This is a genomic window from Lysinibacillus sp. NPDC097231 (genome assembly GCF_044761885.1).
In the GTDB taxonomy this organism is placed as follows: Bacteria; Bacillota; Bacilli; order Bacillales_A; family Planococcaceae; genus Lysinibacillus.
Map to the genome: position 1 here is coordinate 90,387 of NZ_JBIWDH010000005.1, position 23,464 is coordinate 113,850.

Genomic DNA, 23,464 nt, shown 5'->3' on the forward strand with positions numbered 1-23,464 from the left:
CCACATTATTTATATGTTTTCTGAGCTACTGTGAATGAATCAATCGTCTCTCTATTTACTTCATAACCAATTCCAGCCTTTTGTGGTACTTCAATAAAGCCGTCATTCACTATAACTTCTGGATCAATAATATCTTTTTCCCAATAACGATTTGAGCCTGCTGTATCACCAGGTAAAATAAAGTTCGATAATGTCGTTAACGCCACATTATGTGCACGACCAATACCGGACTCCAGCATGCCTCCACACCAAACTGGGATGTTATTTGCTTCACAATAATCATGTATTTTCTTTGCTTCTGTTAAGCCACCAACACGACCGATTTTAATGTTAATAATTTTTGTACTGCCTAACTCAACAGCTTTACGTGCATCCTCTAAAGAGTGAATACTTTCGTCCAAACAAATTGGTGTATCAATCATTTTTTGTAATGTTGCATGATCAATAATGTCATCTGACGCCAATGGTTGCTCAATCATTGTTAAATTAAATGCATCAAGTTGCTTTAGCGTTTCAGCATCTGCGAGACGATAAGCTGAGTTAGCATCCGCCATAAACGCCACATCAGGGAACGTTTCACGTAATGTTCGCATTACTTCTACATCCCAACCTGGCTTGATTTTAATTTTTATTCGTTTATAGCCATCTTTAATATAACCATCTACTAACGCTACTAAATCCTCGATCAATTTTTGGATACCAATACTGATACCTACTTCAATCTTGTCCTTTTTCCCGCCAAGTGCAGCAGCAAGTGATTGATTAGTCTGTTGGGCATAAATATCCCAAATAGCACCTTCAATAGTTGATTTCGCCATATTATTCTTTCGAATGGGCTGAAATAGTTCATTCACCTCATCTGGGTGATGGATCTCTTTGTTTAGAATAAGAGGAATTAAGAAATCCTCTAGCATATGCCAGTTCGTTTGCAGTGTTTCCTCGTTGTACCAAGGAGAATGGAACGCAACAGATTCTCCCCAACCAATTGTTCCTGATTCATCTTTTGCCTCTAGTACTAAAAAATCTTTATTATCGAACGTGCCAAAACTAGTGGAAAACGGTGCCTTTAATTTCATTTTTAGTTGTCGAATTGTAATTTCAGTAATTTTCATATTAATTTGCTCCTTCTAGCTTTAATGTTGATAATTTTACGAGCACATACTCGTTGTAATTTTCTTGCTGCTGTAGTTGAACTGCTGCATAACCTTGCGCAAATAATCGTTGTAAAATATGCCTTGTTTTGAAACGCCAGTCCAATGCTAATGCTGGATCTTGCACTTTTAATGCTTGAAAATCCTTTGGCACAGGTAATACATAAGAGTTGTCATCATATTTTAAATTTTCAGTTATTTGTAAACATGGAAGGCCCTGCTCATTTAGTACACAACTTGCCACTGGTACAGCAACCGCTGACTCTATTGATACATTCTTAACCACGTAATCAGAGGTTAAATACCAGCTCACCTCAAAACGATCTGAGGGTAGTCCCTTATTTAAACCATCCTGCATTTCACCATAACAATTTTCTATATACGTATAACAAATACCATTTAATTTAGAAAGATTTAAATAACCATTACGTGTTTCAAGCGGATCAAAGGTCCATACCATTAAATTATAGCCTCTTTCAACAGCAATGGCTTGCTGGGCATGTTTTAATTTTTCTCCTATTCCTTGGGAGCGGTAATTTTTATCTATCCCTAACATATGGGAGCATAAATAGCTTCTCCCCTCTCTAAAACCCGAAAAACCATAGCTAAACCCTACTAATCTATCACCATCATAAGCACCAACAACAATACCACCATTTTTCACAGCTGTTAACGTTTGATGAATTGGAATAGGTGGCATGCCCCATACGTCATATTCCAATTGTTGAACTTGCTCAAGCTGTTTGATTGTCTTTATTTCCCTTATGTCAAACACAGTTATCACTTCTTTCCATTCTTTTTCTCGTTATAACGGGCAGTAAATTCCTTCAATGGCATGCTTGCTAGAAGTCATAGATAACTGCCCGTAAAATTCATTTTATAATGCTCTTAAAATAGCCCTCGTAATGATGCTTACACCTGTAATAAGCCGCTCTCGATTAAATGTCATTTTTGGATGGTGTAAACCTGGTGTTACACCACAACCTAAACCAAGCATCGTTGCTTTAAGGTTAGGACGCTCATACGTATAAAAATGAAAATCCTCTCCACCAGGAGTGACGACTGGTGAAGCACAAGCTTTTTCACCTACCACATCAATAATAGCCGAGTTCATATGCTTTAATGCCTCATCATTCACTAATGCAGCTACTATATGAGCATCGACATTTAATGAAATCTTTGCTCCATACATCGCCTCTACTGATGCTTTTACGCGCTCAAGACCTTCTGTGATAGCTTGCATAACTTCATTCGTTTGTGCACGTGCATCAATACTAAATGTTGCTTTTCCAGGAATAATATTTGTGGAGGTACCTCCTGCATGAAATTGCGTCATTTTCACTGATGCAGAGACATTCGGGTCCGTCCAAATTTTTTGTAGACCTTCGACAATGGCTGCCCCTACCTCTATAACGTTTATTCCCAGTTCGGGTCGAGCACCATGTGCCTCTTCTCCAATAATTGTCCCAGTAAAAAGCTTCGCTGCACCATGATACAATGCTGGGGCATAGTTACCGTCCTGTAACTCTTTTAACGGACGAACATGGACACCAAATAAGAATTCTAGATTATCAATAAGTCCTTTTTCTACAAATGCACGAGCGCCCTGCGCCTTTTCTTCAGCAGGCTGAAAAAGAATACGTACTGCACCAGGAAGTAAATGCTCCATATCCTTTAACAATAGTGCTGTCCCAATAGCCATCGTCATATGACCATCGTGACCGCAAGAATGGTTAGCTTTAAATTCACCCTCTACCTCCTGCCACAACGCATCTATATCTGTACGGAAGCCTACTTTTGGTGTCCCTTTTCCAATATCTACATAAAGTCCAGTCATATCATCGAATAGCTGAGGCTCCATTTGCGCCTCCTTTAATAGATTCGAAATGTACTGTGTTGTTTTCTCTTCTTGCCAGCTAATTTCTGGATGCTCATGTAGATGTGTAAAAATTTCTGCCAATTTGGGCTGTAGGCTTTGTAAAACTTGATTCATGATATTCAACTCCATCGATTTGCTAAAAAGCTATTTTGGAAATCATCATATTTTACGCGCCGATTCTCATAATAGTTGTGATTATGTGCCGTCATACCCGCAATTAGCGTATTTAAAAATGAAATAAGTGCTGGCATAGCATCAATCGTAGACATTTCTTGTTGTTCATTTACAAAAGTGATGGTTGCATACTGCGTGATAGGCGCAATGCGAGAATCTGTAATACCAATTATCTCGCAATTTTTTTCTTGAATTTCCGCTGCAAATTGAATTGGTTCTTTAAAATAACGATGGAACGATAAAACAATAACAACACTTTCCTCATCAATTTCCTGTATCGATCTAATAACCTCACTCGTTTCAAAATTCAAAAGTGTTACATTTGGTCGTAATAGATTTAATGTAAAATGCAGCCATTGTGCAGCTAAATGCGAAGAACCATTACCAGCAATATAGATTTTCTTCTTCGTATGTAGCAGTATCGAAGCACGATTAAAATCTTCCTCGTTAATGTTTTTTGCTACGTTTAAAATGCTTGATGCATCCTTTTCCATTGTTTTCTCATAAAAGCGTGGATTTTCAAAAAGTGCCTGCTTCGATTGCAAATAATTTTGCAGGCTACTAGTATTCCCTTCATTGAATAGATGCACTGTAATCTCTCGCTGCAATTGCGCATAACCCGATAATCCTATTGCGTAGCAAAAGCGTATGACTGTCGTTTCACTAACGCCGGCTTTTTCCCCCACATATGAAGCGGAATGAACACCAACCGTTTGCAAATTTTTGAGTATGAAGATTGCCACCTTTTGTTGACTTTTTGAAAGCTCCTGATATTTATCTTGAATGACTTGTTGAATTGTTTGATTTTCCATCAAAGAAGTGCATCCTTTTTATTTTATTTTTTGAAGTTTAAACTTCATTTTCATGTAACTTAGCCTACCACAATATTTTTCGCAATTCAATATTTTTTCTGAAATTTCTGTTTATAAATTAAACTTGTAGAAAACGCTTATATGCACCTCTTATATATACCATTTCACAAAAAGTTAATAACCGCTAATTAATATGCTTTACTTTTACAAACTAGAGTAGCGCGTTGATTTATAAAGTGGTTTATCTTCATCCCCATTGATTATTGTAGTGGAACACAAGCTAAGTACTCCTCATCCTACGGAAACGCTTGTGTGACCAACATCGTGTTGGCCTCAATCAGGCTTTTACGGGCAGTTATTCTCCCACCTAAATTTTTTACTTTCGCTCAATTTTAAGGCTTCTTATACCTACGTTTCACTTTGCCCATTAATGTGAAGTAAATTTCCTGCCTCCATTTTTCCCTTGCTACAAAAAAAACGCAGGAGCGTTAATAATAATTAACATTCCTGCGTTTACATCTATTCATCAAACTTCATCCCTTTTAATAAATCCGCAAATGCATTATTAAGAGGTTCAGCTTCTTTTTCTTGCTGCTTCAAGTATTTCTGTACACTACGCTTATCTACTTTACCACCGCCTTCTTTTTTACGACGGGCTTCAAATGCAGATAACTTTTCACGATAACCACATTTACATACGAAGATTTGGCCTTCACCTTCACCACGTAATTCTAGCTTTTTCTTACATTCCGGGCAGCGTGCATTTGTCACACGTGATACATTTTTACGATGGCCACATTCACGATCTTGGCAGACAAGCATTTTGCCTTTTTTACCGTTGACTTCAAGCATTGGCTTGCCACAATCAGGACAGGACTTTGTTGAGATATTGTCATGCTTATATTTTTTATCACTTGCTTTAATTTCAGCAACTATTTCTTTCGTGTGCTTTTTCATTTCATTGATGAACACATCTTTTTTCAGCTTACCTTTTGAAATTAGCTCAAGCTTTTGCTCCCACTCGGCTGTTGTCGCAGGGGAACGTAATTCTTCAGGCACTAGGTCAAGCAATTGACGACCTTTAGATGTAATGTAAATTTCTTTGCCACCACGTTTTTCGATTAAGAATGAATTAAATAACTTTTCAATAATATCTGCTCGTGTCGCAACTGTCCCAAGTCCACCTGTTGATTTCAAAGTATCTACTAGCTTCTTGTCGTTCGTTTCCATATACTTCGTAGGATTTTCCATAGCTGATAGCAAAGTCGCCTCTGTAAAACGTGCTGGTGGCTTTGTTTGTCCAGATGTTTGGGTAATTAGCTTTGTTTTTAACACTTGCCCTTGTTCTAAACGAGGAAGTAGTTGCTCTTGTACATCATCCGTTGATTCCTCATCATCAAAACGATTTTGATATACTTCTTTCCAGCCAGCATTGGTTACAGTTTTCCCTTTTGCAATAAATTTCTCATTACCTATTTGAGCCTGTACTGTTAATTGCTCAAATTCATGTGCTGGGAATAATACAGCTAAAAATCGTTTTACTACTAAATCATAAATTTTACGTTCTTTATCATTGAATGCAGATAAGTTCACATAGCCTTCAGTTGGAATGATGGCATGGTGATCGGATACTTTACTGTCATCTACAAATGATTTATTTGCTTTAATCGGCTTTGTTAAGATTTTATTTGTTAATGTGCGATATTCACCAATGCCACAAGCTTTTAGACGCTCAGGTAATGTGCCAACAATATCAGAAGATAAATAACGTGAATCTGTACGAGGGTATGTCAGCACTTTATGAGATTCATATAGCTTTTGCATAATATTTAATGTTTCTTTTGCAGAATAGCCAAATAATTTATTGGCATCACGTTGTAATTCTGTTAAATCATAAAGACCTGGGGCAAATGATTTTTTAGGCTTGCGATCAATTGAAACAATTTTTGCATCTTGGTTGCCCAATGCTTTGACAATAACGTCAGTTTTGTCTTTATTAAAGCTACGTGAATTACCGTTTACGTCTTGCCATGTTAGCTTTAACGAATCTGTTTGTGCTTCAATACCGTAGTACGTCTGTGGTTTAAAATTTTTAATTTCATCTTCTCGTGCAGCAATAATCGCAACAGTCGGAGTTTGCACACGACCACAGTTTAGCTGTGCATTAAATCTTGTTGTTAGAGCCCGCGTCGCATTTAAGCCAATATACCAATCTGCTTCGGAACGAGCGACAGCTGCAGCATATAAATTATCGTAGTTTTTACCCGGTTTTAAATTAGCAAATCCTTCTTTGATCGCTTTATCTGTGACAGATGAAATCCATAAACGCTTAATTGGTTTCTTAACATTGGCTTTTTCAATAATCCAACGTGCAACCAACTCACCTTCACGTCCTGCATCAGTAGCCACAATGATTTCATTTACATCTGAACGTGTTAATTGTGATTTAACTGCATTAAATTGCTTCCCTGTTTGCTTCATAACAACTAATTTCATTCGTTCCGGCAACATTGGAAGGTCTTCTAAATTCCACGTTTTATATTTATTATCGTAGGCTTCTGGATCTGCTAATGTCACTAAATGCCCTAATGCCCAAGTAACTATATATTTGTCACCTTCTAAAAATCCATTTCCTTTTTTATTACATTTCAATACATTTGCTATATCACGTGCAACTGAAGGTTTTTCAGCAATAACTACACTTTTAACCATATATTCGTACTCCTTTACTAACTATGTAATGTCTAATATACCATAAGTTAAAGGCAGAAATTGCTTAGAGCCATCTACTTCTACATAATAGTCATTACCAATCAATGTATAAAGCAAATTCACGCTTATTGTGAATTTGCTCTTTTTCCGTGCTTCAAAAAAATATTTACGATCAATTGCATACTCTAACTCTCAAAACATATGTTGAGTTAACAGAATGTTCACAAAATCGAAAGGGGATGAATGAATGGATGCTCGAACTTTCAGACCTCGGAACGTGATTTTTATGACAATTGTTGTTTTTGTATCGATGTTAATTGGATACGGTATATATATAAATTTTATTGATGTTCCCTTTCCATGATGGAAGTATGGTTTTTAGTTCTTTAACTGACTTAGCAGATATTTTCGATTGTCCAGTATGCGCTGATCATTTGGCTTAAATCTACGTGCCTCCTCATTATGTTGTTGAGCATTTTCATAGAGACGCAAACGGTTATATAACAAACTCAATTGAAAATGTGGAAGCCATGTGGAATAAGATCTCTTATGAATACCGAATGTTTCTGTAGGATGCTGTAATGCTTGTGAATACCAATAAATAGCCTCTTTATTTTTCAGTTGCTCCATAAAAAATTGACCAATCCGACAGCACGTTTCTGGTCTTGGTCGATCATACAATAATGATTGTAAAATAGCTTGAGTAGCTTGTTTTGAATCTTGTAGCTGTTGATAGCAATCCGCTAAATTTAAACAAGCCTGTATATTATCATCAACAGATCCTTTAGCAGTATCTATGAAAAGATGATATTGATTAATAGCTTCTAAACATCGCTGATGCTCTTTCAGCTCATTTGCATAATGGAATGTATCTCTTGCCGAAAATAGATGCCCTTCTTTCTTTAAACGCTCATAAATAAGAATATTGCGATGGGCATCTTTTTTTAATGGCAAATGCGTAACCGCTATATCACTATGATAGAGCTGGCCAGATACATCTAAATACTCATGGACAGCCCCCAACCACTGGAAATTACATGCACGTTTTACGAGACGAAATCTTTTTTCACTTGATTCTACACAGCCATCAGCATCCAGCGCCACATAATAATCCATTGAAACAGCATCGACGTTTGGGTGATAAAGAGATTGCTTAAGCTGTAGGAACTTTTGCTGATGTTCTGTTGTGATTACATCATCTGCGTCGAGCCATAAAATAAAATCTTTCGTTGCCTGCTGAAAAGAAAAGTTACGAGCTTTTGCAAAATCATCACACCAAGTAAAGTCGAAAATCCTAGAAGTATAGTTTTGGACGATATCTTTTGTACGATCAGTTGAGCCTGTATCAATAATATTGATTTCATCCACTAAATGTTGAACAGAATCTAGGCATCTTTCAATAATACATTCTTCATTTTTGACAATCATACATAAACTAATCGTAAACATCTGTCCCCTCCTTTTTTGTAGTAATATATGCAAGCGTAAAAAATTATCGAGGCTTTTTACCATTTTATCGCCCTATTTTTTGAATTTATCGCCTAACTTTTCCGTTTTATCGACAAACAGCTCAAAAAGCAAAAACAAAAAAACGAACGCTGTATACGTCCGTTTTTTGTTTTATAAGTATTGTTCACGCCATTGTAGTTGTTCTTTTTCTGTGAGCTGTTGTTCTAGGTGCGAATCCCATTGATTTAACAGCGCATTCCATACACGAACAAACAAAATATCTTGCTCTTTATCATGCAAGACAAATTCAAGGCATGGAATATCATTAATTTGTTTAGCATCTGTTTGAACAATTTTTGCAATTATTTTTTGCGAGGCTCCAGCTTCTTCGTGATCCTCTTGCTGTAATGCTTTTATTAACATTGCTTCTTCGAAATGCTCCTGCTTCTCTGCCTTTTCATCCACAAAGCGATATAGCTCTGGTAGATCATCATATTCTTCCATATTGTCCTCGTCGACAGCAAGAAATGCAAGATGGCATGGGCTATAGTAAAGGTTGGCCATTTCTACATCTAGCTCCTCTTCGAAGATGCCATGTTCCAGTTGCTGCTGCCCTTTAGATGTTAATCTATAGAAGCCGTCCTTTTGCTCAATAAGACTTACTCGAGACATTAACGATACTAGGTCCACAATAAATAACGGATCAACTAGCAATAACTCACTTAAATCCTGGGCACTTGCAATATCCGCTTCCTGTATGCTGATTAACAGCATTGTCATCAAGACATCCATAGTGGAACGGCGGACTGGCTCATAGGTTACTTCTACCGTTCGGATTGGTATACACCATTCATCGGTTTTAACGATTTTAACATTTCGATTTTGTTGCAGTTCTCTCATTAATCGCTGCTGTAGTTTTGACAATCTTACATCACCTGTCCTTCGTGATTACGTAAGCCGTTATAGGATTTCACTGTTTCTAACAGATTGCTGTACATCTCTTGAGTATCTTGATGCTTCGCACGTTTTGCAAACATTTCTGCACTTCCGACAAGTAGTAATAACTCTCGGGCACGAGATAAAGCAACATTTAAACGGCGGTAATCCTTTGCAAAACCAACGTCTCCCCCTTTAGGTGTATTACGTACCATACTGACTAATATGACGTCCATCTCCATACCTTGGAATTTATCGACTGTCCCTGTTCTAAATTGAAGATGCGGTAGCTGTAATTCCTGTTGAATAAGGCGATTAATTTTCTTTACTTGCTCCCCGTAGAAGCTAATAACTCCTACGCTTTTTCGTGCATCCTGAGGCATGCGGCCCGCTTCTTTAGCCTCTATAACAGCATCATTCAAATCTATTAAAATACGACGAATTGTTTGTAATTCACCCTCATTATAACGACTTGTTCCCCCCTTAACCTGCTCCTCAAGATAAGGTTTTTCAGTAGGAATATCAATCCATAGCAAATGATCATCTCGGCTCATAAATTGTCCTTCTAAGCAATGATCCCGAGCTGCGTCTGAATCTGGCAAGCCACACTTCAGACCATTTTCTTCTTTCGCGTAAAATGGTGTAATACTATGCATAATTTTTTCATGCATTCGGTACTGCAATGCCAGCATTTGCTTATGTGTTTGTGGCAAATTATTAAATAAGCGTTCAAATAATGATTCGCGCAGTAGATTTTTTAATTCCTGTGCGCCGTCAAAGTTTGGATGTTCATCTAGCATCGCCTTTAACGTTTCCTCTAATGTATCATCTCCGAGTAGAGGTGGGAGCTGATGATGATCGCCCACTAAAATAATTTTCTTACCCTTTAGCATTGGTAATAATAGCTCTGGTGGAGTTGCTTTTGATACTTCATCGATAATAACTACATCAAATGTCGGATAGTTTTCCATAAATTCTTTACTTGCTGAAGCAACACATGTTGTACCGATAACATTCGCGTGTCGCACATATAATTTACGAATTTCATCCAAATCATATTCAGTAGCGTTTTGTAGCTTGTCTCGCCATTGCTCTTGCAATTTTTTTCTAAGCGGTAGCTGTTGTTCCTTACGCTGTAATTCCTCTATGACCGTTTGTGAAGATGCAATAGCTTCCTCTACTTCCTCATAAGTGCGCTCTGGTGTTGATTGTAGGAGCTTTGTGCAAGTTGTGTGCTGCTTCTCTTTCGTCAATCCAGCTACATTAATTTCTTTTATACTATCTTCTAATTGTGCAAGCTGCTGTTCAATCTCTTGTAAACTATTCTGTGCTGTTTGAAGGATTGCTCTCTTTGGTAGAAGTTGTGTATTTGCCTGCTCAACAGCCTCAAGCTGCCTTTGCATTGTTTGAAGAGAAGATTTTGATTGCGATACAAGTATTTTCAAATGCTCAACAGATTCCTCTGGCTCAGCGTCAATTTGGAACGTCTCAGCTAGCTGCTGAAGTCGTTCTGTATGCTGTAAATACGGTTGCAATTGTCGCTGTAAACTTTGAACATCGAAGCTTGTAATCGCGCACTCTTGATGTAATATGCCTTCAATGCTTTTACGCAAAGACTCAAATTCTTGATCTTTATGCTCTTGTTGTTGTTTCAGTGCTATACCTTTTTGCCAAACAAAATCACGGCGCATATACAGACCGAGCAAGTAACTCTCAACTTGCTCATTAGGTGGTGATTGCCCTTCTTGAAAGGTATTATTTAGTTGCGCAAAGACACCTGTTAGATTTTGCAATGAAAACGATTGGATTGGCTGTAATCTGCTTTTGGCAAGGGCACGTTCCTTCTCTTCATCTGATACTAATGCCTCCAGCTTTAGTATAGCCTTTTGTAGACGTGCATTGATTGTTGCCCATGCATCTAAATCTTTGGCATCCTCTAAATGCTGTAACCGACTGATTTGTTGTGTCAGTACATAGGAAGAGCGAACTTGATAATGCTGTAAAAAACGTTGGATGCGTTCATAGGACGTTAAAGTACCAATATACTTTTCTGCTTCCTTCATTAAACGAAGTCTATTAACTTCTTCTTCATATTTCAATTGGATATCTTTGAACTGAAGCGACAGCTGTTGCTTTTGCTCTTGTAACTCCTTATATTGACTAGCTGCTTCCAATTGCTCAATCTTTTGAGTAGTCTCCTGTATAGTAAGCTGTAACTGCTCAGCTGAAGGATTTTCGACAAGGACTTGTTCCAGCGATTTTACTGTAGGCTCGATTTGTGCCAGCTGTTTTTGGTAATGCTCTTTTTGTGCCTCACACTCTTGCTGCTCAGCCTTTGCCGCTTTTAATTCTTTTTTAAGTGCTTGAATCTCTTGCTGTAAAATGGGCTCATCTATTGCGGCCTGCTCTTTGGCAGCTATCTCTGTCGTCAGCTCCTCAAGCCACGCCTCAAGCTTGTCTAACTCTTCTTTAGCCTTAATAATGCTTGATTTTAGTTCTTGCTCACGCTCAGTAAAGGCTGTGATCTCCTCTTCAATCGCTAATAGTGTTTGTTCGCGCCATTGAAGTGCAACATTTTCCTCTATAAATTTTTTACCTTCTTCTTCAATGCTTTCTGTTCTACCATAGCGTAAAATTCGAATTTCTTGATTCGAGAGAAGTCGTCCTAATGCATTATCAACAGCTAAATTTGATTGAGAAGCCACGAGTGTTTTTAAGCCAGCTTTGACATTTTGCTGACAAATTTCAGAAATAACGGTTGTCTTTCCGGTGCCAGGAGGTCCCTGAATCACATACAAATCTTCAACAGACAACGCTCCTAAAACAGCTCGTCGCTGATATTCGTTTAAAGTATTATGAAAAACAATATCCTCTCGTACTTTTGCTGTTCGGACAGTTGGACGTTTTTCAAATAATATTGTCTCTAAATTGGGATTAACCGCCTCGCCCTTTTCTAGCTTTGTAAAACCATTGCGTAATCGTCTAATTTGACTCAATGTGGCAAAGTTGCTAAAACCCGCTTGCTTTGAGCGTAGATTAAGCTGATCTTTACGAGCTAAATCCTGTACAAAAGGCTTTAAATCTATCTCTACTGTCTGCTTTCCTGCATGAGCCTTTAATACTTGTCCAATTTCACCACGAACCCCTTGAATGTTAACGCTTAACCCTTCAAGCTGCTTCCATTCCTTTGACTTTATATAGGGACATACAATTGTCAGTCGAGTAAAATCTTCATTAAAATAGCTTTGTTTAAATTCTGTATGAATATCATCAATTGTGGCATTGCGCTCTTGAATCTTTAAATAACCTTCCCAGCTCGCAATACGCTTTTTCACATATTCAGTACGTTCCTCGGCAATTGGTAGCTCTCTTATTTTTTTATGAAGATCAAGCGGAATCCCTACACCATTATTTGGCCTTGTCACAAATTGTAATGCTGCTGATAAGCGTCGATTAGTATGAATAGGCCCTCGCATATGTACAAAACGTATATTTGTAGCTAGTAACCCTTCTGCCTTTAAGACACAATCCATGATGGCTGTTTTTTCTGCTATGGCATCTGTTAATTTTTCATTTTGCTCTGCATTAAAATAAATCGATAAAAACGTTTCACCAAGTGTTTTTGCCTTGCGTTTTTCGATGTAGACGGTGAACGTTTTTTGCAACGCAAAAAAGGCATGCTCATTTGCTGAGCATTCCTCTACCGCTTCCTTCGCCTTATTTGTCAGAATGAGATTACAGCGTTGTTTTTCTAGTAAAGCTATGTTCTGCACGAGCAGCCCTCCCTTCCGTTTCGCTAAAATTCTATTTTATCACATTGTAAAAGGATACTTGAAAAGAAAAATCCCCTGCACAGTGATTTCCTTCCACTGTACAAGGGATGAGTATTTTATATTAATGCTGATCAAGCGTTTCTTTTGGCAAAGTTTTGCTCATTTCACAGTACTGAACAAAAACGCGAGCCAATTCACGCAAACGGTTATGAACATCTTCGTCTACAATATTATTATCTGCATCAAAATGAGATGTGTGTGTGTATACATAGTTCGGAGTTACAAGTGCACGGAAGTAGTCTAAAATTGGTTTCAATTGATTTTCTACTACTAAATGGTGTTGATACGTACCACCATTTGCCACGATAGATACTGGTTTATAGCGCATTGTTTTTGGATGTAAGAAATCAAATGCATTTTTCAATACGCCTGGAATTGATGCTTGGAAGATCGGTGTAGCGATAATATACGCATCGGCTTCCTCAAATTTTTGAATCATATTCTTCATATCATCGTTTAACGGTGAACCGTCTACAATTTGATGCTTATATTGACTAAAATGCATAATTTCTAAATCGAAACTAGCATCTAATTCTTTAATATATTGCTCCACTTGCTCTAAAATAGCACCAGTTTTACGACCAAACATTGTGCCATCAACGAGTAAAATTTTCATTTTCACTTTGCCTCCACATTCATCTTCTACAATAATATTGTAACAAATGAAAAGTGGCACGGAAAGAAGTGTAGTGGTTAAAACCGTAAATTCAGTCTTTAGGCGGAACATAGTCTACACAAGAAATATTGCTTTAGAGACTTTGGTATTTCGATTACTTGTTAATCAATTATGCATGGGCATAATTGCGTCCAGAATCGGCTTTGTGCTCATGCCTGCAAATGTTTTTTGCACGAAAGCGTAGCGACAGCAACACGGTTTTATCTGTGCGAAAGCGTAGCGACAGCAACACGGTTTTATCTGTGCGAAAGCGTAGCGACAGCAACACGGTTTTATCTGTGCGAAAGCGTAGCGACAGCAACAACAACACGAGGGCCGACACGATGTCGGTCATTTTGGTATAGCCTCAGGACGTGCGTTTTTACCGATGCAGGTCAGTTAGTCGTTATCGCATGGATGCGATGATTTCAGGCTAACATCCTATGTGAACTTTTATACATATTTATGAATAATTTTCGTGATAAACCTTTTATTTATCCTCACGACGATGAAAGTTTACTTCTTTATCTACAACGGTTTCCTCTATTTTATACTTATCATGATTAATAACGACTTCACGATTTACTTTGTCTCCATCGTCGCTTGAACCCGATAATTTGTGCTTCTCCCAGTTAAATAAATTTTCTCGCGAAACATCTTCATCCTTAGTTTCAGGAAAATCTAACTTAGCCAATTCTTGTGATTGATAAATTGTTACAGGCTGTTTTTTACCATGCAATGCAATAACGATCATTGCCTTCGCAACCTGTGAAGCTTCAATAGCCCTCGAACGTTTGAGTGGCCCTACTAATATCGGCTTTGCTAACTTTAAAACTTTCTCTCCCGCCTTCTCACCCAAGCGAAATTCCTCCCGCTCTCCTACTAATAATGATGGGCGAATAATAGAAAGCCTTTGTAAGCCTAGCTCCATAAGATCATGTTCCAGCTTTCCCTTTACATGATTATAGTAAAGTGGAGAATTCTCATTTGCCCCCATCGCTGTGATGACAAGCATATGCGGGATTCCGCGTTTTTTTGCTAACGAGGCGATTGCAAGTGGATATTCAAAATCCACTTTCTCAAAAACCTCACGAGATCCCGCTTTTTTTATTGTTGTCCCCAAACAACAGTAAAGTTCATGTGCAAATTCAATATCTTTTTCTTCTAAGGTATCAAAATTACGAATTTTCACTTCTAGTTTCGGATGTGTAAATGCTGGCTTTCTTCGTGCAATAACCGTAACTGAAACATATTCATCATTTTCACATAACTGTTTTACAAGAGAGGTACCAGTTAAACCAGTAGCCCCTACAACAATCGCTGCACGCATTCCCATTTATCGTACCCCTTTCACGTAAATTCCTTTATTAAATTCCAGACAGTCATGATATTTGGAGATTGGCATGATGAACCGCTTCTCTTGCTTCAATAGCTCATCTAGACAATTGCGATTAAACTCTTTTAGCTGTCTTACTCATTTTTATACATATTTTCTACAGCTAAGCGTTCTACTTTATTTATCGGTAAAAGAAGAAGCTTTTTATTAATAAAATAATGGGAAATGAGAGCTATTAAATGAAGAATTCTACATTTCATATTATGTCATTATTTATCTAATCCTAATTTTTACACATACTTGCCCATTACTCACCATAATTTAAATAGACAGATGAAAGGATGGGATACACTTGCATAACGAAACTCAAGCAATGGAACTGAAAAAGACGATTGTTTTCATTATTGAAAGCTGTATTGATAAAGGGCCGTATCCTTTTGAACGGGTTGCAACGCTGGCTAAGCTACTTGCAAATGAAAAAGTTTTCATATTTGTAAAGACCCCTTCAAATGATGGCATTCAAATTTTAATGAATGAAAATATCTCACCTATCTTATTCGAACATTTCGACGAGTTACCGAAGCAAATGAAGGGAATTCAACCTGATTTAATCGTAAGGGACGGCCGTAACTCCGAAAGCTGGCAGGTTCAAAATTTACGTCCATTTTGCAAAACAATCATCCATTTTGATGATTTTGGTGATGGTGGCCAAGCCTGCGACTGTGTATTACTAGCACTCTATCAAGAAGTTAAAGATTATTTGCCATCACATTATATTGGTGGAAGTTTTGCCTTTGCACTTCCAGAAACTTATCAGAACTTCGGTGAAATACCCGAAAGTAAAACACCTGAAAACCCACCTCATATTGTTGTTGCTTTCGAGGATGGGGACGAGCATAACTTAACCTACCGTACTCTTCGGCACTTAACGCAGCTACAAATTCCACTACAAATTACAGTGATGATTGACGATAACTATCTACATGCAACAGAGGATTTGCAAATGATGGTGCTAAGTCGTCGTAATACTGCCATTCTACGTGACAAAAACGCACTCCTAAAACTATTGCCAAAAGCGGATGTTATCATTTGTAATGCTAATTATACGCCATACAAAATTGCCTCTTATGGCGTACCTTGTATTACTCTTGCGCAGACAGAGACAGAGCTTCTTCACGCTTTCCCTCGCGAGCAGAACGGTTTTATTCATCTTGGTCTTGGTCGCAAAATGAAGCAATCACAAATTCAAAATGCTGTAATGGAGTTCCTATTACATGAGGCTCGTAGCGAACGAGCGGTCAAAAAACAACGACAGCTAAATCTCGCAAGCAACAATGAAGCTCTACAGTCATTGTTATTAGATTTCGCTTATGATCGACATAATATCGCTTCTACTTAGTGATTCTTTGAAGGAGGATATGATACAATATATTAGAATTTTTCACTTTCGTTGATCTCCTATTACTAGGTGTAACATCAGTGAATTCAAACATTATAAGTACCCGATTGATTTTAACTAATAAGCGGTGGGGGATAAAATAAACCTCCATCGCTTTTACACGCATTCGTTATACAAATATACTCATAAAGGAGCATCACCACCATGCCATCAAAAAGTGATATTGAATATCAGATTAAAGAGCTAAAAATGGATTACATGAATTTACAAGGCGACATCGAAAAGCTTGAATCTACAGGTCATAATGATCAAGTGGCAAAAGCAGAGCAACGCCTTGCCAACATGGAAACAAAGCTAGCAGAGTTAAATAAACAATTAGCAGAGCTTTAAAAATCAATTTCGCCTTGGCGTAATTGCGTCTTTATTTTGAATTGTGCCTAGGCCTGCAGATGTTTTTTGTGCGAAAGCGCAGTGCTAACGTAGCGACAGCAACATGATGCAGGTCAGTTAGCCGTTGTCTTTGTTGGGAGACAGCCAATTCACATAAAATGTATTGATTTGATTTAATTTGGAGGAACATATATGGCAATATTAACAGTTGAAAATTTAGGTCATTCTTTCGGTGACCGTACTCTATTTAAAGATGTCTCCTTTCGCTTAGTTGAAGGTGATCATATTGGTCTTGTAGGTGCAAATGGTGTCGGTAAATCAACATTAATGGGCATTATTACGGGCCAAGCAATCCACGATACTGGAAAAGTTGAATGGCTTCCAGGAACGCATTATGGTTATTTAGATCAGCATACTGTACTGACAGCTGGTCGTACTATGCGTGATGCATTACGTGATGCCTTTCTTCCTTTATATAAAAAAGAAGAAGAACTCAATGATATTACAGGAAAAATGGCTGAAGCTACACCTGAAGAATTAGAGGTCTTATTAGAGCAAATGGCTGAGGTTCAAGATGCTCTTGATGCAGGTGATTTCTATTCCCTTGATATGAAAATTGAAGAGGTTGCGCGTGGACTTGGTCTTGATGCAATCGGTTTAGAGCGTGATGTTGCTGCTCTTTCCGGTGGACAGCGTACAAAGGTTTTATTGGCAAAGCTATTATTAGAAAAACCAAAAGTATTATTACTCGATGAGCCAACAAACTATCTTGATGAAGAGCATGTTACTTGGTTGAAAAACTATTTAAAAAATTATCCTCATGCATTCTTATTAATTTCGCATGATACAGAGTTTATGAATGAAACTGTGGATGTTATTTTCCAACTAGAGTTTTCAAAATTAACTCGCTATACAGCGACATATGAAAAGTTTTTAGAGCTTGCTGAAATTAATAAACGCCAGCATATCGATGCCTATGAAAAACAACAGGAATTCATTAAAAAGCAAGAGGATTTTATTGCGAAAAATAAAGCTCGCTACTCAACTACAGGTCGCGCAAAATCCCGTGCTAAGCAGCTTGACCGTCTAGAGCGTATTGATCGTCCTGAAACAGCTGTAAAGCCTGAATTTGGCTTTAAAGAGGCACGTTCTTCAAGTCGTTATGTAGTGGAGGCTGAAAACTTAGTCATAGGGTATGACAAGGAAAAGCCATTACTTCCTCCGCTTACCTTTGCTATTGAGCGTGGAGAGAAAATTGCTCTAGTCGGTATGAATGGTGTCGGTAAATCAACATTATTAAAAACGATGCTAGGTAAAATAAATCCGCTAGATGGAAAAGTTATTCGTGGTGACTATCTTTCCCCTTCTTACTTTGAGCAAGAGGTGAAGGCAGACAAAATAACGCCAATCGATGACGTGTGGAATGCTTTCCCTTCTATGGAGCAAGCACAAGTGCGTGCAGCTTTAGCACGCGCAGGACTAAAAACTGAGCATATTACGCGCCCACTTAACTCTTTATCTGGTGGTGAGCAAGCAAAGGTACGCTTATGTAAGCTAATGATGGAAGAGGCAAACTGGCTTGTATTTGACGAACCGACAAACCACTTAGATGTCGATGCAAAAGATGAGCTAAAGCGTGCCATGAAAGAATTTAAAGGCACAATCGTACTAGTAAGCCATGAACCTGATTTCTATGAAGGTTTAGCAACAAAGGTTTGGAATGTCCAAGACTGGTTTACTTCAGGACAACAAAGCTAGAAGTATTATTTATGTAGGCAGTTGCCGGTGTGATTCATGGATCACTCGGGACTGCCCTTCTTTTAGTAACTAATAATGGAACATGCATAGCATGCGACGTGGTTTCTGAGAGGCTCTTGGACTTACCTGAGCATTTTTTCGACTTTCCCGAGTAGTTTTCGAACTTACCTGAGCGTTTTTCTGTCCTACCCGAGCTGTTCCCGGACTTTCCTGAGCGTTTTTCTGTCCTACCCGAGCTGTTCCCGGGCTTTCCTGAGCGTTTTTCTGTCCTACCTGAGCTGTTCCCGAACTACCTGAGCATTTTTCTATCCTACCCGAACTTTAGGATTTTCTTCCTTCTAAGCCTTCAAAAAAACTTTATTCTTCTATGCATAAAAGCCTGCATTCAATCATATTAATAATCAGTGGATTAACACTTTATCTCGTTTCCTTAAGTCAGACTATTTCTTTCTATATCAGGACAATTCTCCTTATACTATGAGCATCTATTATTAATATTAAGTAAACTTACATCATTGTAAGCTGAATTAACGAAACTTTTCACTCTTTTCTGCGTATATTTTAATATAGTTGCAAAAATTTAATTTCTATATAAAGTTTTTTCAATTAGTTATTGATTTATATATAGCTTACTAGTAAGATATATGTATAACCTATTTAACTTACTGATAAGATATTTATAAAATATAATCCAAAAAAGAAAGCGGGGAATGAAGAATGACAGTTACTATTTATTCACAAGCGAGCTGTTCTTCATCCAGAAAAGCACTAAAATGGTTAAAAGATCACAACATCGAATATAAAGAGAAACGTATTACTTCTCATCCACTTACACTTGCAGAGTTTAAAGAAATTTTAAGCATGACAGAAGATGGAACGGATGAAATTATCGCAACCAATTCAAACGATTTTAAAAATCTAAATATTGATATTGAACAACTTTCTATTCAAGAGTTGTTTGCAATCATACAAGCACATCCAAGAATGTTGCGCAGCCCTATCTTAATTGATGAAAAACGTATTCAAGTTGGGTACAATGAGATGGACATCCGTCGTTTTATTCCACGTAAAGTACGTGCTTACGAATTAAATGCGATGACAAGATTGGCACAAGAAAGTTAAAACAGTTTTGGAGATGACCTTATATGGATCAAGAAAAACAAAAAGCCATTACCTCGTTATTTGAAGTAGTTTTTTCCATTGAGCGTAAGTGGGCAAACGAGTGGAATAATCATAATGTACTCGGCTTTTCAAAATCCCATATTTTAATATTAGACTATTTATCGCAGGAGGGCCCAAAGCGCCCTTCTGCCATTGCTGATCGGTTAAAAGTGACAACAGGCGGTGTCACTGTTTTAACAAGTAAGCTGATTAATGCTGGTTTTATTGAAAAAACACAGCACGCAACAGATCGACGAGCCTCTCAATTAGTCATTACTGCTGAAGGTGAAAATATTCTACAAGAATCTCGCCAACAAGTTAGCGAAATTATCAACAATATGTTCGGGATGCTCTCAGCTGAGGAGGTTCAAACCTTGCGTGATATTTTTGCTAAATGTTTACTCTGAGTTTGATCCTTATCAAAAGGATTGGATCGCATAAAAAAAGATGCATCGCAAAGTAATTTTGCAATACATCTTTTTTTTGGATTAGCCGTACGAATACTTCCGTCTAAGTAATTGCGATGTGCGGCCAATGTAGTTAATTACGCTGGCAGTATAGATTCCACAATTGAAACATCGGACATTAGCATTTCTTTTAAACGAGCTTTTGCACGGAATAAACGAGATTTCACAGTACCAATGGAAACTTTCATAATCGTAGAGATTTCAGCTAGTGAATATTGGTCTATGTAGAAATACCATAAAGTTTTTCGGTAAATGGCATCTAATTGCTCCATTTTATCTTGCACTAATTTTGTAACAATATCTTTTTCAATTTTTTCTTCTGTCGAAATATCATTGTTGGGAACCAAATCTAAAATCGGTACGTCTAATGTTTCAGGTTGGTTCATCATATATTTGCTACGTCGCACTTTTTTACGATAGCGATCTCTAAATGTATTCATTGTAATTGTTGTCAGCCAAGCTTTAATATGCTCTACCTCGGCAACGCTGTCTTCATAGCGTACAACTTTTACCCAGACCTCTTGCATTAAATCTTCTGCTTCTACATTATTGCGAGTAAGTTTTAAACATAAGTGGTATATATAACGGTTGTATTCTTCATATACGCCTTCTAATTTTTCATTCATTGTGTATTCCTCCGCTTCTTGTTCTTGCTTCTATACACATTCTCGCAAAATAATGTATTACACTCTATCGTATTGGCTTTCAATTTCATTACAATCGTGTAAGCTTAGATGCTTCCACTTGTAATATTCGTAAAAATTGTTTTACTACTATATCTCTTATACGTAGAAAAGCAACTTTAGACGCCCCTCCTCCTCCTTTTTCATTATAATTTCAATAGTATTCACTTAAACCACCACCAATTAATGTAATTGCCATTGTTGGCGGTTATACTGTTCACCAATATAGGAAAAGGTCTGAATTCGGCATCATTCGAATTCAGACCTTTTTTAACGTATCAAGCCATTTTACCTTAAACTTTAATTAGCACCTGAAACACTACAAAAGATTTACTGAAAAATAATAGTTTCGGAGCGGTCTTCATTAACAGTATAAAGGAAGAAGTTTAATGTAATGTCTTTATCTTTGATATTATTAAATGTTTCTACTTGTTTGTTTATACTAAACAATCCATCATTAGAACGATCTTCTGCAAAGATTCTTTTGCCATCCTGATAAATAACATTTTGAACAATACCACCAAATTGCTCGTTCTTACTTTCTGATTCAACAATTAAATCACTACCATTAGCATAGTAGGTAATATCAATTGGATATCCATTTAATTCTGTTTTTATGGTTTGTGGTACATCAGAAATATTTGTTAGCTCTACTTTGTCTTGCTTTTCGGCTTCATATTCAACGCTCGCATCATTTAAAGTAAGAGCAATTTCTTTATTCGTAATATCCTTTATTAGCTCCTGTGTTTCAAAGGAAAGATAATCACCCCAATAATTCCCTAACAATTCTTGTTCACCAATGCGTAATTTAATCTGATCATATTTGATATAAACTAGACTAGATTTAGCATCTATATTTTTTTCATCAAAATAAAGCTTCACCTTACTCGGTGTAATCACAAGCTCTTTAAATTGAAGTTCCCGAGAGCCTAGCTCAACTTTTTTGTCCACGTCTATAACAAAGGTAGATTGTTTTGCAAGATCATGATTATATTGAAAATCTAGGTTCCATGTTTCTGATTTATAACTTACCGTATCATTATAATTTAAAAATACGCTTAATTTTGCTACCGCGTCTTTTTGTATCTCCAGTAAATCACTTTGTTTAATGACATTTGGTTGTGGACGTTTATCAGTAACGCCAGAATTCACAATGGGTTCATTTTCAATGGTATAGGATAAATATGCGTGTTCTACGTTATTAGGCTCCTCCAGTTCGATGAGATAATCCAATATATATTGTCCGTTTTGATAATCATTTGAAATGAAATCTATTTGTGATATTCCATCTTGGTGAATGTTAATCTTTTCAGGATATACGTTCGATTGAGCCAAATCTTTTAGCTCTATACTTTTCAGTTGTATCTCCTTTACACCACCTAGTTGAAGTGTAACATTGCTGTTATGCGGGATTTCCTCATCTGTATGAAGGACCCCTACTAATTTATCCGTTTCCTGATTATATACTGCACTTGCTTCCATCTGTATTTCTTTTCCGTCACCTAATTTGAGTAATGCTTGTTCGAAGTCTGCATAATCTATTGGATAATCGTGATCAATATCTAAGCTAAAATTAATAGTAGTACCATTTTGATCTGAAATAACATTATGGATAGTTAATACACCAGCTTCGTTTTCTGCAGTTTTATTGATTTCTTGTCCAAATCCATTTTCTAAGGAAGTAATAACGCCCGTTCTATTCATATTTCGCATCCAGTCCAATATTTCTGTTGAATATTTAGCAAATACAGGTGTGGATGATAAAACAATTGTAAACAAAATGGCACTTACTATAATTCGAGGTTTATAACTATGTCTTTCAGTTTTATAATTACGATTTTGTTGTTTACGGATGATTTTACTCCACATTTCATTTTCATTAGGATAATCTACTTGATCGTACTTTACTTTTTCTTTTATGAAATCGTCCATATTACTCACGATGACCCCTCCATTCAAATAACAAATTTTCATCTACTTGTATAAACTTTTCCATTAATTTTTTACCTTTAAAATGCCTCGACTTAACTGTACCCTCAGGAATTTTTAGAATTTGAGCAATTTCTCTATCTTTACAATCATGCACATATTTCAACACCATTACCTTCCGAATACGAACAGGCAGTTTGTTCATTAAATCGACTAACTCACTTTTATTTTCATTGAGCTGTATTGTTCGCTCAATATTTTGGGTATTGTCAAACCGTTTAGATGATAGGAAATCAAAATTCCCTTTTAATAGCAGTCTGTTCTTTTTCTTTAAATAATTTCGAGACATATTCATGGCGATACTAAGTAACCAAGATTTTTGATTTTGTATGGCTCGAAAATCTTCGCTCAAAGCTTTCGCAAATACATCCTGACAAAGGTCTTCCGCATCGTATTTATTTTGAAGCAAGTAATAGCAGGCCCTGAAGACGTCTTTATAATATGTTTGAAACAAAACCCTCTCATCGCTAAATTGTTCCACAATCCCACCTCCTTTTCCGATTTCTACACAAGTAACAATTTAGCAATATAAATAGTTCATTTTATATTTTCAGGAATATTATTTAGGGAATGTTTTATTAGAGGTTTTAAAGTAAAACCCTTATAAATAAGAGTTTTTTAGAAATTCACCAAAAAGGCATGGATTCATTTTATAAAAGACCATGCCTAGTATTTAACTC

19 protein-coding genes are annotated in these 23,464 nt (G+C 37.0%); 5 read left to right on the plus strand and 14 right to left on the minus strand.

Translation table 11 applies throughout. From position 1 onward, the window contains the following. Positions 1-5: 5 nt before the first annotated feature. The 11 genes from menC to ACIQXF_RS05535 form a co-directional block, all read right to left on the minus strand. The gene (menC, locus tag ACIQXF_RS05485; RefSeq protein WP_402779982.1) at positions 6-1,112 is read right to left on the minus strand and encodes an o-succinylbenzoate synthase; all 1,107 of its coding nucleotides are present in this window, start codon (positions 1,110-1,112) and stop codon (positions 6-8) included. A gap of 1 nt (position 1,113) precedes the next feature. After that, positions 1,114-1,926, minus strand: a complete 813-nt coding sequence (locus ACIQXF_RS05490; protein ID WP_402779984.1) for a GNAT family N-acetyltransferase — start codon at positions 1,924-1,926, stop codon at positions 1,114-1,116. 102 nt (positions 1,927-2,028) lie between these two features. Then, on the minus strand, positions 2,029-3,144 hold the full coding sequence (locus tag ACIQXF_RS05495) for a M20 peptidase aminoacylase family protein (RefSeq protein ID WP_402779986.1): 1,116 nt from the start codon (positions 3,142-3,144) through the stop codon (positions 2,029-2,031). Positions 3,145-3,149: 5 nt separating this feature from the next. Next, the gene (locus tag ACIQXF_RS05500; RefSeq protein ID WP_402780061.1) at positions 3,150-4,016 is read right to left on the minus strand and encodes a MurR/RpiR family transcriptional regulator; all 867 of its coding nucleotides are present in this window, start codon (positions 4,014-4,016) and stop codon (positions 3,150-3,152) included. A 519-nt stretch (positions 4,017-4,535) separates the two neighbouring features. Beyond that, entirely contained in the window at positions 4,536-6,728 is a 2,193-nt protein-coding gene (locus ACIQXF_RS05505; RefSeq protein ID WP_402779988.1) for a DNA topoisomerase III, read from the minus strand. A gap of 378 nt (positions 6,729-7,106) precedes the next feature. After that, positions 7,107-8,177, minus strand: coding sequence for a glycosyltransferase (locus tag ACIQXF_RS05510; protein WP_402779990.1), 1,071 nt, complete (start codon positions 8,175-8,177; stop codon positions 7,107-7,109). 171 nt (positions 8,178-8,348) lie between these two features. After that, positions 8,349-9,077 (minus strand): hypothetical protein, encoded by a 729-nt coding sequence (locus ACIQXF_RS05515; protein ID WP_402779992.1) that lies wholly within the window; start codon positions 9,075-9,077, stop codon positions 8,349-8,351. A gap of 26 nt (positions 9,078-9,103) precedes the next feature. Beyond that, a complete protein-coding gene (locus ACIQXF_RS05520; protein WP_402779993.1) occupies positions 9,104-12,886 on the minus strand; it encodes a DEAD/DEAH box helicase in 3,783 nt (1,260 codons plus the stop codon). Between the two features lie 121 nt (positions 12,887-13,007). Next, positions 13,008-13,562: an NADPH-dependent FMN reductase gene (locus ACIQXF_RS05525; protein ID WP_402779995.1), complete on the minus strand. Its 555-nt coding sequence runs from the start codon at positions 13,560-13,562 to the stop codon at positions 13,008-13,010. A 169-nt stretch (positions 13,563-13,731) separates the two neighbouring features. Beyond that, complete coding sequence (locus ACIQXF_RS05530) at positions 13,732-13,956, minus strand: hypothetical protein (RefSeq protein WP_402779997.1); 225 nt, start codon at positions 13,954-13,956, stop codon at positions 13,732-13,734. A 135-nt stretch (positions 13,957-14,091) separates the two neighbouring features. Beyond that, positions 14,092-14,937, minus strand: coding sequence for an NAD(P)H-binding protein (locus ACIQXF_RS05535; protein ID WP_402779999.1), 846 nt, complete (start codon positions 14,935-14,937; stop codon positions 14,092-14,094). Positions 14,938-15,289: 352 nt separating this feature from the next. On the opposite strand from ACIQXF_RS05535, the gene ACIQXF_RS05540 reads away from it, so the two are divergent. The 5 genes from ACIQXF_RS05540 to ACIQXF_RS05560 all read left to right on the plus strand — a co-directional run bounded on the left by ACIQXF_RS05540 (position 15,290) and on the right by ACIQXF_RS05560 (position 20,052). Further along, a complete protein-coding gene (locus ACIQXF_RS05540) occupies positions 15,290-16,336 on the plus strand; it encodes a PseG/SpsG family protein (RefSeq protein ID WP_402780001.1) in 1,047 nt (348 codons plus the stop codon). Between the two features lie 204 nt (positions 16,337-16,540). Then, a complete protein-coding gene (locus tag ACIQXF_RS05545; protein ID WP_402780003.1) occupies positions 16,541-16,726 on the plus strand; it encodes an SE1832 family protein in 186 nt (61 codons plus the stop codon). Between the two features lie 192 nt (positions 16,727-16,918). Next, complete coding sequence (locus tag ACIQXF_RS05550) at positions 16,919-18,484, plus strand: ABC-F family ATP-binding cassette domain-containing protein (RefSeq protein ID WP_402780004.1); 1,566 nt, start codon at positions 16,919-16,921, stop codon at positions 18,482-18,484. A gap of 717 nt (positions 18,485-19,201) precedes the next feature. Then, a complete protein-coding gene (gene spx, locus ACIQXF_RS05555; RefSeq protein ID WP_274795441.1) occupies positions 19,202-19,606 on the plus strand; it encodes a transcriptional regulator Spx in 405 nt (134 codons plus the stop codon). 23 nt (positions 19,607-19,629) lie between these two features. Further along, positions 19,630-20,052: a MarR family winged helix-turn-helix transcriptional regulator gene (locus ACIQXF_RS05560; protein ID WP_402780007.1), complete on the plus strand. Its 423-nt coding sequence runs from the start codon at positions 19,630-19,632 to the stop codon at positions 20,050-20,052. A 137-nt stretch (positions 20,053-20,189) separates the two neighbouring features. Here ACIQXF_RS05560 and ACIQXF_RS05565 read toward each other — a convergent pair whose 3' ends face one another. The 3 genes from ACIQXF_RS05565 to ACIQXF_RS05575 form a co-directional block, all read right to left on the minus strand. Then, entirely contained in the window at positions 20,190-20,738 is a 549-nt protein-coding gene (locus ACIQXF_RS05565; protein WP_402780009.1) for an RNA polymerase sigma factor, read from the minus strand. 387 nt (positions 20,739-21,125) lie between these two features. Further along, positions 21,126-22,727 carry a DUF4179 domain-containing protein gene (locus ACIQXF_RS05570; RefSeq protein WP_402780063.1) on the minus strand — a complete coding sequence of 534 codons (1,602 nt, stop codon included), beginning with the start codon at positions 22,725-22,727 and terminating at the stop codon, positions 21,126-21,128. Position 22,728: 1 nt separating this feature from the next. Continuing rightward, entirely contained in the window at positions 22,729-23,265 is a 537-nt protein-coding gene (locus tag ACIQXF_RS05575) for an RNA polymerase sigma factor (protein WP_402780011.1), read from the minus strand. Positions 23,266-23,464 lie beyond the last annotated feature (199 nt).

Bases quoted from the DNA above. Each gene is read 5' to 3' on its own strand.
- menC (WP_402779982.1), bottom strand. From the start codon at position 1,112: ATGAAAATTACTGAAATTACAATTCGACAACTAAAAATGAAATTAAAG.
- ACIQXF_RS05495 (WP_402779986.1), bottom strand. From the start codon at position 3,144: ATGAATCAAGTTTTACAAAGCCTACAGCCCAAATTGGCAGAAATTTTT.
- ACIQXF_RS05500 (WP_402780061.1), bottom strand. From the start codon at position 4,016: ATGGAAAATCAAACAATTCAACAAGTCATTCAAGATAAATATCAGGAG.
- ACIQXF_RS05505 (WP_402779988.1), bottom strand. From the start codon at position 6,728: ATGGTTAAAAGTGTAGTTATTGCTGAAAAACCTTCAGTTGCACGTGAT.
- ACIQXF_RS05510 (WP_402779990.1), bottom strand. From the start codon at position 8,177: ATGTTTACGATTAGTTTATGTATGATTGTCAAAAATGAAGAATGTATT.
- ACIQXF_RS05515 (WP_402779992.1), bottom strand. From the start codon at position 9,077: ATGAGAGAACTGCAACAAAATCGAAATGTTAAAATCGTTAAAACCGAT.
- ACIQXF_RS05525 (WP_402779995.1), bottom strand. From the start codon at position 13,562: ATGAAAATTTTACTCGTTGATGGCACAATGTTTGGTCGTAAAACTGGT.
- ACIQXF_RS05530 (WP_402779997.1), bottom strand. From the start codon at position 13,956: ATGACCGACATCGTGTCGGCCCTCGTGTTGTTGTTGCTGTCGCTACGC.
- ACIQXF_RS05535 (WP_402779999.1), bottom strand. From the start codon at position 14,937: ATGGGAATGCGTGCAGCGATTGTTGTAGGGGCTACTGGTTTAACTGGT.
- ACIQXF_RS05545 (WP_402780003.1), top strand. From the start codon at position 16,541: ATGCCATCAAAAAGTGATATTGAATATCAGATTAAAGAGCTAAAAATG.
- ACIQXF_RS05550 (WP_402780004.1), top strand. From the start codon at position 16,919: ATGGCAATATTAACAGTTGAAAATTTAGGTCATTCTTTCGGTGACCGT.
- spx (WP_274795441.1), top strand. From the start codon at position 19,202: ATGACAGTTACTATTTATTCACAAGCGAGCTGTTCTTCATCCAGAAAA.
- ACIQXF_RS05560 (WP_402780007.1), top strand. From the start codon at position 19,630: ATGGATCAAGAAAAACAAAAAGCCATTACCTCGTTATTTGAAGTAGTT.
- ACIQXF_RS05565 (WP_402780009.1), bottom strand. From the start codon at position 20,738: ATGAATGAAAAATTAGAAGGCGTATATGAAGAATACAACCGTTATATA.
- ACIQXF_RS05570 (WP_402780063.1), bottom strand. From the start codon at position 22,727: ATGGACGATTTCATAAAAGAAAAAGTAAAGTACGATCAAGTAGATTAT.